We start from the raw sequence: 9896 nt of genomic DNA, 5'->3' as shown, positions 1-9896 counted from the left end.
TGCTTTATGCCCTGCGGGTACTCATACTCACAACCGCTTACCAATTACCAATGTGTATTTACCCACACAAAACGTAATAGATCCAAAAGTTGAAGAGTTGAAAAGTTGAAGAGTGAAGAAGTTTGAAAAGTAGGGGCGGTTCGCGAACCGCCCTGAAGGACTTTCGACTTAGAGAGTCCGTTCTGTCCCCCGTTCCCTTCTTCCCAACTCTCCAACTTTTACCTCTACAGTTTTATCGGTTCCGTTCCTCCGCACTGAGGTGCGGCAGACACTTCCGGCGGTCGTGAATCCGGCCATGGCGACAGGGCCCGGGATATCACGGCCAGGGCGGTGGCGGCGCTATTGTTTTTTTGTGAAACGTGAGCCAGCAAAATGTGACGCAGCCGCGGGGTCGCGGCACGGACCAAAAGTTCCGCCGCCTGGTGATTGGACAGGTGTCCGCGGTCACCGCCCACCCGCCGTTTCAGAAACGCGGGGTAGGGTCCTGAGAGTAGCATGGCTGTTTCGTGATTGGCTTCCAGGATCAGGCCGTCGGAATCTGCCACCGCTGTTCGCACATCGGCGCATGCATATCCCAGGTCGGTGATGATACTGACCGCCCGTCCACCGTAGGTAAAAGTGAAAAAGAGCGGATCCACCGCGTCATGGGACTTGCCCCGGACGCGGACCCGGGTATTTCCCAGCACCACTTCCTGGCCGGCATGAATCGGCACCACGAGGTCCGGGGATAAATGGATCCCGGCCACTGCGTGGCAACGTGACGAAATAAAGATCGGTATGGCGGCCCGGCGCTGTATTCCGCAAAGACCCCGGATGTGGTCACCGTGTTCATGGGTAATCCAGATCCCGGACAGGTCTCCGGGCATCAAGTGCCGGTCTTTCAGCCTAGATGTGATTTCAGTTGCGCTGAGCCCGGCATCGATCAGCCAGTGGTCCGGTCCGGTGCGCACCAAAAAGGCGTTGCCCCGCGAACTGCTGCCCAGACTGTAGAACTCAATCATCGGTGATTTGCAATGGAATGACGCTTGTAGAGCCGCATTCAGTTTAGCATACCCCCATCGCGGCGGCAAGCGCGGTGTTGTGATTTTACACTTCGTAGGCCGGGAGCGTATAATGGCTGCAACATGATCATTACGTCGATAAACGCCCTGATTGAGGCTTTGCGCGCGGGAAAAGCGGTGCAGAAGGTCTGGATCAGTCGCAATCACAGGGATCCCAGGGTACAGCAGTTAAAGCAGTGGTGCCACCGGCGCGAGGTATTGTATCGGTTTGTGCCCCGGGAAGCATTGGATCGCCGGGCAGGCGGCGTGAACCAGGGCGTTTACGCTGAGATCGCGGCAGTGGAAACCTTCACGCTTCAGGAGGCAATGGATACGGCCCGGCACGGGCTGTTTCTGCTATTGGACGGAGTGACGGACACGGGTAACATGGGCGCCTTGCTACGTTCGGCAGTGGCCGCGGGCGTGGATGGCGTGATTCTTCCGCGCAGGCGCAGCGCGCCGTTGAACGAGTCGGTATTGCATGCATCGGCTGGAGCTTTACTGCAAAGCCGTATCGTTGTGTCCAGGAAAACTTCGCAAGACCTGGGTGTATTCAAGCAGGCCGGTTATTGGGTGTTCGGGGCCGTGGCCGAAGCCGGAAGCTACTCGGAAGCGGATTTAACCGTTCCTCTGGTCCTGGTGATGGGAAGTGAATCAGGCGGCATTTCTCCCGCCGTGTTGCGACAGGTGGATCAACAGATCGGGATTCCGATCTGCTCAGGAGTGGAATCACTGAATGTATCGGTCGCCGCCGGCATTCTCTTGTTTGAAATAATGCGGCAACGAACCGTTAAAGGGAGCCGTTCCCCAGTAACGGAACCCCCTGAACCCAGGTTTTGAACCCAAAAAAAAGCTGTTCCCATCCGTGCGTCATGGCGCTTCTCAGCGCGGACGAACGGGATTATTCAATTTTGCCCAACAAGTCGGAGCGGGAAATGATCAAGTGCTTTTCGCCTTCGAGCTTGATCTCCTCGCCGGCGTACTTGCCGAAAATCACGCGGTCACCGACCTTGATGAGCTTCTGAATCTCTTCGTCCGTGCCAACGGCCTTGACCTCACCCACAATGGGTTTTTCCTTGGCCGTGTCCGGGATAATGATGGAGCTGGACTGCTGCTCCTCTTCAACGGGCTTTACCAGCACGCGGTCATCCAAAGGTTGAACCTTCATGCTCACCTCCTGTTATCATAAGTTGAATGAGAATTGGGCGTTTCTGCCGGGCGAACCCGGCTGCATCGCCACTGTTTCTGCTCATTGAATTGTACTCTTTCCTGCTGTTTCTGTCAACAGGTCCGAGACAGCTTGAGACAGGTTCGCGCCCACTTGGGCAAGTTTGAGATGACCCGTCTTGATCTTTGCCTGCCGCTCTGCTAGTCTGGACAGGTTGTTTGTGAGGAATCATGACAATGCGCCGTATGGCCTGGTTGCCGGCCTGGATCCTGGTTGTTTTGATCGGGGCCTGTTCATCTTCCATGCCCGAGCCGGTTCCCGCTTATCATGGATTCAGCCACGCGGATCAGTTGCGGACCTACCTTTGGGGAAAAGACGGCCGTTCTTGTTTGATCAGCGCTCACCGCGGCGGTCCCGGTCCCGGCTTTCCGGAGAATGCCCTGGAAACATTTGCCCATTCCCTGAGTATGGCCCCCTGCTTGATTGAATGTGATGTGCGCGTGTCCCGCGACGGAATTCTGGTGCTCATGCATGATGCCACTCTGGATCGCACCACCAATGGCACCGGAGCGGTAGTGGAAAAAGACCTTGCCCATTTGCGCCAGCTGCGATTGCGGGATCCCTTTGGAAAAGTGACCGCTCATCGCATCCCCACCTTGGGTGAAACATTGGAATGGGCCCGCCAAAGATGTGTGCTGACCCTGGATGTTAAAGAGAAGCGTCTCTATGCCATGGTGCTGGACTCTCTGGAATGTCATCATGCCCGGGGATACGCGGTGGTGATTACCTATTCCCATGAACAGGCCGTCCGCGTCAACGCCCTTGACGCCGGGGTCGTGATATCCGCATCCGCCTCCAGCCTGCCTTCACTGCAACGATTGCTGAAAACGGGTGTTCCCGCGGCCCGGCTGGTGGTGTTTGTGGGGACCCGGGAGCCGGATCCCGAAGTGTACCGGATGTTGCGCGCTGTCGGCATTCCCGCCATCCTCGGGACCATGAACCATTTGGATCGCCTGGCCCGGAGACGCGGAGATGAGGTCTATCGGGAATTGTACCGGAGCGGAGCCCAGATCCTGTCAACGGATTCCGTGCGCCGGGTGGCACGCAGCCTGGAAAAAACCGGTCGTGGTTCCGCAGATATCTATTAAGGGAGAAACATCATGGTCAAGCGTTTGATTCTGGGTTTGCTGGTAATCGTTGTCATTGTGTTGTTTACATTGAACAATACGGCTCCAACTGAGTTGTGCCTGGTGGGTTTTACGGTACATGTTCCCCTGGCCCTGCTGCTGGTGATCTCTCTGGCGTTGGGAGCCGGTATCGCCATCCTGTTTCTGATCGTTCCCGCAATCCGGGAACGCCGCGAATTAAAGGAGTGCCGAAGAGAATTGGATCTACTCAAAGGTAAAGTGGAAAAACTGGAAACAGCGGCTCCCGAAAGCCATCAAAATGAAGCGGGATCGTTGCCTGCGGATTCATTGGGATTCGATGGCTCAGAAGACTGAATCTTCCAGGACTCCCCGTTCCATTCAATGGTCAGCCGCAAGAACCGCACGGGGGATGATGGCGGCGGAAAGGAATGCCTTTGCAAGGCCCGGCGCACCGGAGCGGCCAGGGGTGAGTCCGGCGGGTCGATGGTCATATCGCTGATCATACCCCGGGCGTTGATTGCCAGCACGACTGAAATGCGGCCTGCCGGTGTGTTTGCCGGCTGAACGTCGATGCGGATCTTTTCAGCCCATTTGTGGGAATCCCCGGGGGCGGTGGCTTTCGGGGCTTCCTCGGCCGCTTCGAAATGACGAACTCGATTTTCTTTAGCGGAAATCCCGCTTTTTTGCGCAGGCCGGCTTTGCCGTTGCACACGGCTTTTGGCGCCCGGTTCAGGAACTTCGGCCTGGAGACGGACACGGTCTTGTTTGGGCGCGGGCGGTCCAGCGGGATCAACCTTTTTGCCGTCAGGCGGGGAAACAGGGGGTTTGCCCTCTCTTCGAGACGGGCTGCTGGATTCCACGCTTGTTTCATCTTTGGCCCTTTTGCCATCTTGGTCTTTTTCTCTATTTACCGTAAACTGGGCATTATCCGCAGCCAATTCCATTCCCGGTGCCAGGTCGCGGCCGTGGGGTCCGAAAAGGAAAAATGAAATCACTACCAGGACCAGTGATGCGGCCAGGGCCATGGGCGTCCACGAACGGCGGCTGTGGCGGTTCTGAGCGGCATCGCGAAGCAGGCTGCAGAGCAGGCTGTAGGTTTCCAGGCAGGATTCGCACTGCGCCAGATGCAGGTGGAGGGATTCCCTCTCTGGTCGGCTGAGGCGTCCTTCAGCCAGGGCGGCCAGGGGTGAGTCATCCGGGCATTGCACTGTTAAGCCGCTTTTCTGCATTTCCCGGTTTAATTCCCGCAGGGTCGCATCCTGAAAGGAACCTAAAGAACGGCTCGAAATGAATCGCTGCTGCTTCATGATTCAATGCTCCCTTGATTGGGTCGGACACCGTCAAAGGAATTCCCCTGCGGTTGCGAAAACAGGTCGCAAAAATCGATGCCTGCTTTTCTCAATATGGTACGGCAATGGGGCAGAAGGCGGTCCAGCCGCCGATACACCGCTTTGCGGCTTATACCCATCAGGGATGCGATTTCGCTTGCTTTGCGGGCCGGGGATCGCGGGTCTGGAGGAAAACGCAACCTCAGCAACAGCCATTCCGTTCCCGAAAGCCGGCTGCGCAACAAAGAGACGGCGGCGGTGATTCGTGCTTGCCGTTCCTTTTCAAAGGCTGCGGATTCAGGTGTTACTCCGGATGGTTCCGGGCAATCGGGCATTTCTCCCATGGAGATGATCACCGTCGGCGGCATACTGCGTTGCCCAAGAATGTGATTCGCCATTTGCGTCAAGCGCTGCTCGGTCATACCGGGAAGGCTTTCGTGCATCATCTCCCGCAGCGCGTCTGGAACCCCGAGCCCCTGCGAAACGATCTTTTCAAACAGGCGGATTCCCAGTCGGCCCAGGGATTCCGCCCGCTCGCGCGTCCGTGTACGGCCTTTGCGGCGGCGAATTCGCTCCACTGCCTGGCGGGCGATCAATGTTGTCAGGTAGGTGGTGAAACGCGCACGCCGGTCGAATCGACGAATCACCGCGTAGTCGTTTTTCCGGATGCGATCAATCACCAGGTTGAACAGTTCCAGGCTTTCATTTTCAAGGTCGATGCCCGGCAGGGTTCTGCTGCCGGCGGCCTGGCACTGGATTGCCAGTTTGCACCGGGACTGAATGAAATCGAGATGGTGATTGAGCAGGTCACGGCTTTCCCGGGATGCATTGTCGTGGAATGGTATCACAGGTTCAGAAGCCACGGTGTCGTTTCTCCACGGCGTTTACACTATCCGGGTCCCGTTTTTTTGTCAAGGCGAACGCCATAATCGAGTGGATCGATACTGCAGCCTGCTCCTGATTTCCGCAACCGGCCGAGCCGCAGTTGCATTTTTCGTTTCAATGTGTATGATAGGGAGAAATACGCCTGGCTGGTGGAAAAGGAACATGGTGCAGATTAGGGTATCCAGTTATGAAGAATGGAAGGCGATCGAGGGCCGTGAATTCGGGGTTTCCGACTTCCTGGTCATCGATCAGGAACGCATAGATCGCTTCGCCGCCGCTACGGGGGATTTCCAGTGGATTCACACCGACATCGAGCGTGCGAGAAGGGAATCTCCGTTTGGATCGACCATTGCCCACGGATACCTGACCCTGTCGTTGTTGCCGCCGCTGCTGGCCCAGATCGTGGAGACGACCAATTCACGCATGACCGTGAACTACGGCGTAGAGAACTTGCGTTTCCGGCAACCGGTACCTGCAGGTGGCCGGGTGCGCTTGCGCGCGAATGTAGCGGAAGTAAAGAATCTCAGGGGCATCACCCGGGTCAAGATCGGTGTAATCATGGACCTTGAGGGCGCGGATACTCCGGTGTTTTCCGGTACCATCGTGCTGCTTTATCACTTCAACGAGTGAACCCGAACAGGGTTCAGAAACGGGCGTATATGTGGGATGTCTTCATGGCTTTATTTCATGAAAACACCAATGGGGAAGCGTGCGGTGTGGCACAATAAAGGATGAAAGACTTGCGAATAACCCGTCTGCGGTTCCTGGCCACAACGGCCATGATCGGCTTGCTGCTGGGCTTCTTTTTTCTGCGTCTGTTTCTTTTTGGAGGCAACGAGCGCTTGTGCTTGTTGATCCTGCTGCTCAAAGTGGTGGGATTGATTGCTTCCTGGGTGTTGCTGTTGGGGACGTTGCGCGTGCCTTTTTTCAAGCGCTTCTGTCCCATCAGTCCCTATTTCGATTGCCGGCGCGTCATCGACTCCCCGGCGGGAAAGATTTTCGGCGTGATTCATACCGCCGATCTTGGCGTGTTGTACTTCGGCGGTTCCCTGTTGGTATTGATGTTTACCGCTTTTTCACCTGATTTTTACTTTCATGTGGTGCTTCTTGGCGGACTCAACCTGCTTACGTTGCCGTACACATTGTTCTCTGTGTTGTACCAGGCAGTTAAGGTCCGCAAGTGGTGCGCGCTATGCCTGATCGTTCAGGCTGTTTTCTGGATGGAGTTCTGGCAGTTTTTTCCTTTCCTTTTCGGCAACCGGGTGTTTCTGGATTTCAGCCTGAATCGGATCACGCCCCTGATCCTGGGCTTCGGTCTCTTTCTGGGTGCGTGGCCACTGGTGCGCCACCTGTTGGAAAGAGCATACAGTGAGTATGCCGGAACCGAACAGAGCCGGGTGAAAAAGTAAATCAATGCAGAAAGACAAGGATCCGGGCTGATCTTTGTTTTTCTCTTGAAAGTATCGTTATTTCAATTACCATCGGTGTTCCGGTGCGAATATGCCTCCACTATGGTTGAGATTTTGCCCGGATTGTGATAGGAATAAAGATGGTGCCGGTATGATTCCGCAGAGCCCCGGAGGGGCCAATTCAGCCGAGGGATTACTTATGGATATGATCAAAAATCGCATAATGGCGGCCTTGTCGCTGTTCTCTGTAGCTTTGCTCTTGTTGACGGGATGCGGAAGTTCTTCTTCCCCTCCCCGTTATATTTTCCTGGTTACTCTGGATACCACCCGGGCCGATTTCATGAATTACGCCCTGGAAAACAACGACCTTACACCCCATTTCGCCCGCCTGGCCGCGGATGGAATGATCTTTCAGAATGCCTACACCCTGATTCCCATCACCCTTCCTTCCCACGCTTCCATGCTGTTCTCAATGCCCCCCCATCTTCTGAAAGTCTATAACAACGGCAATTTCAGTCGTGTGGATAAACCTGCGCTGGCCCAACTCCTACGCGGCCAAGGATTTCAAACCGGGGCGGTGGTTTCCCTGGGCGTGCTTCGTGCCGAGGCCGGTTTGGACCAGGGTTTTGACCAGTACCTGGAGAATTTCAGGCCCGGCCTGTGGTATCGCACTGCCGCCGAGGTCAATCGCGACGCCATGCGACAGATACGGGAGTTCAAGGACGGCAACGCATTTTTCTGGATCCATTACTCAGATCCCCATGGCCCCTATTTCACTCCGGAGTATAGTGAAAAATTCCGGGTATTATTTAACAGCAAAGAAGTCTTTTCCGGGCGAAGCACGGATCAGTTTGTGGTCAACCTGGAGTTGGACGTGGCACCCGGGCGCAATGTTTTGGAACTCAACGCGGAGATTCCCGCTTTCAACCAAAACAAGCAGCCCATCACGGTCAACAACATCGCATATATGAACTTCTTGGTTTCCGGCATCGAAGAAGCGGCCGGTTTAAAGATGCAGTTGCCCCCACGCTGGAACCGAGTGGAGCAGCGTAGGGATAACGTAACCTATTTTTCTAGAGACGCGGACTCGCGGATTGTATTCACCAATAACGACAAGAGCAGCCAGCGGGTTAAGCTCTCTTTTTTACTGAAACTTCACCTAGCGCCTAGGTCTACCCGGGATCTGTACCAGGAGGAGATGGTCTACCTGGACCGGGAATTCGGAAAGCTCATCGATTTCTTGAAAAAGGAAGGGGTTTATGAGGAGGCGGTTTTCGTGGTTATGGGGGATCACGGCGAGGGGCTGGGCGAGATCAAGAACAATCACGTGGGCCATATTCACTATCTCAACCGGGTTTATTCACAAGTTCCCCTGTTTATCGCCGGCAAAGGCATTCATGGACCCCTAATACGCAAGGAAGCCGTTTCCAACCTGGACATTGCTCCCACGATTCTGGATCTGGCCGGATTGAAAGCAACGCCTCACATGCTGGGTGCTTCATTGCTGAAACCGGAATTGCCCCAGCGCCGCCTGCTCCTGGCCACATATGCTCCCGAGGCGTTCTTCGACTCTTACTCTCTGGTGGATTTTCCCTACCAGTTGATCATTACACCCGGTAGGCCCGCCGGAAAACGCATGGAGTTCCTGCATCTGGAGGAGGATGCCTTTGGCGGACACAACCTTTTCCACGATGCCGATGCCGCGCCACGGCTCAAAGCCGAATTGGTCAATGCCATAAAAGAACTGGCGGGGATGATTTCGAAAAGCAAGGAAAAGCCGGGACCCTATTCAAAACGCCAGCAAGAGATTTTAAAGTCACTGGGGTACTTGTAAGCCGGGAATTTTGCCGCAGTCTGTTTGACACGTTTGACAGTAGCGGGGAATGAAGGGAGAAATGGTAGCGGGGGTTGGATTTGAACCAACGACCTTTGGGTTATGAGCCCAATGAGCTACCAGACTGCTCCACCCCGCGTTACCAAACCAGAGTATACCCGGGTTGGCGTCCACTGTCAAGGGGGGATGAGCGGTTGTCGGCGCCGGCGGTATCGCCGGCGCCGTAGCAACCTTTACCGGACTGTCTGGTTATTCAGGAACTACCGGCTGGATGCCGGTTTGCTTGTGTGGTTTAGCCGGCGCGTTTCTGGTCTGAAACGTCAAGAAGTGCAGTTTGGCGGGCAACCATACTATTTCCTGGTTGATGCGCAGGTAGCTGCCTTCGGGAACGGGAGCTCCCTGGCGGGCCCAGATCACTTCGTTGTCAATGGCAATCAGGCGGATACCCGAAGGCACCACCAGCAGCTTTTCCGTGGAGGGCTGTACAAATTGAGCCTGCGAACCCTGTGCCAGAATTTTGCCTCCGGGGTCACGCAGAACACACTTTTGAAAACCGGCATGAAGATCGCCAGAGCCATGCAGTTCAAGTCTTTGGCCATCCGGCAACACAAATACCCATTGGGAAGGAGCGGGGCTTTCGACTGCGGTTCCCAATGGCAGTTCCACCGTCATCTCTTGCGCTGAATGCAATTGCGTGCCGGCGCAAACCACCGCCATTATGACGGCAAACAACATGAGTTTCTGTTTCATTGATCTCCTCCGTTCACTTATATATTAGAATGGCTCCAACAATCACAGTTAAAAATAATCCAGCCCTGAAGGGTGTTTTGGGTGAGATATTCCGGCAATATCTCTCATACAAGAGGAAATGAACAAAAAAGGAGGTATTTTCATGTTTAAACGAAAAATCCTGTTTGTCGGGATCCTGATCTTGTCCGGTCTGGGCCTGATGGGCCAATCTATTACCGTCACCGCACCCAACGGCGGCGAGAGCTGGGCGGTTGGCAGCACCCAAACCATCACCTGGACCACAACGGATATCAGTTCGGGCAAATTCCGTATCTTCCTGTTGGACGGCACCACC

12 protein-coding genes and 1 tRNA gene are annotated in these 9896 nt (G+C 55.1%); 7 read left to right on the top strand and 6 right to left on the bottom strand.

Annotation, left to right across the window (positions count from 1 at the left end):
• Window positions 1-224: 224 nt before the first annotated feature.
• Window positions 225-1001: an MBL fold metallo-hydrolase gene (locus ENN40_05565; GenBank protein HDP94812.1), complete on the bottom strand. Its 777-nt coding sequence runs from the start codon at window positions 999-1001 to the stop codon at window positions 225-227.
• Window positions 1002-1124: 123 nt separating this feature from the next.
• Here ENN40_05565 and rlmB point away from each other — a divergent pair, with 123 nt between their 5' ends.
• Window positions 1125-1880, top strand: a complete 756-nt coding sequence (rlmB, locus tag ENN40_05560) for a 23S rRNA (guanosine(2251)-2'-O)-methyltransferase RlmB (GenBank protein ID HDP94811.1) — start codon at window positions 1125-1127, stop codon at window positions 1878-1880.
• Window positions 1881-1941: 61 nt separating this feature from the next.
• Here the strand turns inward: rlmB and ENN40_05555 are convergent, their stop codons facing one another.
• Window positions 1942-2208 carry a co-chaperone GroES gene (locus ENN40_05555; GenBank protein ID HDP94810.1) on the bottom strand — a complete coding sequence of 89 codons (267 nt, stop codon included), beginning with the start codon at window positions 2206-2208 and terminating at the stop codon, window positions 1942-1944.
• 230 nt (window positions 2209-2438) lie between these two features.
• Here ENN40_05555 and ENN40_05550 point away from each other — a divergent pair, with 230 nt between their 5' ends.
• Window positions 2439-3356, top strand: coding sequence for a glycerophosphodiester phosphodiesterase family protein (locus ENN40_05550; protein HDP94809.1), 918 nt, complete (start codon window positions 2439-2441; stop codon window positions 3354-3356).
• Between the two features lie 12 nt (window positions 3357-3368).
• Complete coding sequence (locus ENN40_05545) at window positions 3369-3710, top strand: LapA family protein (protein ID HDP94808.1); 342 nt, start codon at window positions 3369-3371, stop codon at window positions 3708-3710.
• Here the strand turns inward: ENN40_05545 and ENN40_05540 are convergent.
• Window positions 3650-4663, bottom strand: coding sequence for a zf-HC2 domain-containing protein (locus ENN40_05540; protein HDP94807.1), 1014 nt, complete (start codon window positions 4661-4663; stop codon window positions 3650-3652). The genes ENN40_05545 and ENN40_05540 overlap by 61 nt on opposite strands.
• Complete coding sequence (locus tag ENN40_05535; GenBank protein ID HDP94806.1) at window positions 4660-5547, bottom strand: sigma-70 family RNA polymerase sigma factor; 888 nt, start codon at window positions 5545-5547, stop codon at window positions 4660-4662. Before ENN40_05535 ends, ENN40_05540 begins: the two co-directional genes overlap by 4 nt.
• Window positions 5548-5731: 184 nt before the next feature.
• Between ENN40_05535 and ENN40_05530 the strand changes: the two genes are divergently transcribed.
• The 3 genes from ENN40_05530 (at window position 5732) to ENN40_05520 (ending at window position 8812) form a co-directional block, all read left to right on the top strand.
• Window positions 5732-6199 (top strand): MaoC family dehydratase, encoded by a 468-nt coding sequence (locus ENN40_05530; protein ID HDP94805.1) that lies wholly within the window; start codon window positions 5732-5734, stop codon window positions 6197-6199.
• A 101-nt stretch (window positions 6200-6300) separates the two neighbouring features.
• Window positions 6301-6978, top strand: a complete 678-nt coding sequence (locus tag ENN40_05525) for a vitamin K epoxide reductase family protein (protein ID HDP94804.1) — start codon at window positions 6301-6303, stop codon at window positions 6976-6978.
• 91 nt (window positions 6979-7069) lie between these two features.
• Window positions 7070-8812: a hypothetical protein gene (locus ENN40_05520; GenBank protein ID HDP94803.1), complete on the top strand. Its 1743-nt coding sequence runs from the start codon at window positions 7070-7072 to the stop codon at window positions 8810-8812.
• A 62-nt stretch (window positions 8813-8874) separates the two neighbouring features.
• On the opposite strand, the gene ENN40_05515 is transcribed toward ENN40_05520, so the two are convergent.
• Both ENN40_05515 and ENN40_05510 read right to left on the bottom strand, forming a co-directional pair.
• A tRNA-Met gene (locus ENN40_05515) sits at window positions 8875-8951 on the bottom strand.
• 110 nt (window positions 8952-9061) lie between these two features.
• A complete protein-coding gene (locus ENN40_05510) occupies window positions 9062-9562 on the bottom strand; it encodes a hypothetical protein (protein HDP94802.1) in 501 nt (166 codons plus the stop codon).
• A gap of 142 nt (window positions 9563-9704) precedes the next feature.
• Between ENN40_05510 and ENN40_05505 the strand changes: the two genes are divergently transcribed.
• On the top strand, window positions 9705-9896 hold a 192-nt coding region (locus ENN40_05505; protein ID HDP94801.1), incomplete at its 3' end, for a hypothetical protein.

Source organism: Candidatus Aminicenantes bacterium (genome assembly GCA_011049425.1).
GTDB lineage: Bacteria > Acidobacteriota > Aminicenantia > UBA2199 > UBA2199 > UBA876.
Note: the sequence above shows the minus strand (reverse complement) of the source record. Positions and strands in the feature narration are given on the sequence as shown.

Excerpts from the sequence above, each read along its gene's own strand:
- ENN40_05520 (HDP94803.1), top strand. The coding sequence starts at position 7,070 with ATGCCTCCACTATGGTTGAGATTTTGCCCGGATTGTGATAGGAATAAA.
- ENN40_05565 (HDP94812.1), bottom strand. The coding sequence starts at position 1,001 with ATGATTGAGTTCTACAGTCTGGGCAGCAGTTCGCGGGGCAACGCCTTT.
- ENN40_05525 (HDP94804.1), top strand. The coding sequence starts at position 6,301 with ATGAAAGACTTGCGAATAACCCGTCTGCGGTTCCTGGCCACAACGGCC.
- ENN40_05540 (HDP94807.1), bottom strand. The coding sequence starts at position 4,663 with ATGAAGCAGCAGCGATTCATTTCGAGCCGTTCTTTAGGTTCCTTTCAG.
- ENN40_05555 (HDP94810.1), bottom strand. The coding sequence starts at position 2,208 with ATGAAGGTTCAACCTTTGGATGACCGCGTGCTGGTAAAGCCCGTTGAA.
- ENN40_05550 (HDP94809.1), top strand. The coding sequence starts at position 2,439 with ATGACAATGCGCCGTATGGCCTGGTTGCCGGCCTGGATCCTGGTTGTT.
- ENN40_05530 (HDP94805.1), top strand. The coding sequence starts at position 5,732 with ATGGTGCAGATTAGGGTATCCAGTTATGAAGAATGGAAGGCGATCGAG.
- ENN40_05545 (HDP94808.1), top strand. The coding sequence starts at position 3,369 with ATGGTCAAGCGTTTGATTCTGGGTTTGCTGGTAATCGTTGTCATTGTG.
- ENN40_05510 (HDP94802.1), bottom strand. The coding sequence starts at position 9,562 with ATGAAACAGAAACTCATGTTGTTTGCCGTCATAATGGCGGTGGTTTGC.
- rlmB (HDP94811.1), top strand. The coding sequence starts at position 1,125 with ATGATCATTACGTCGATAAACGCCCTGATTGAGGCTTTGCGCGCGGGA.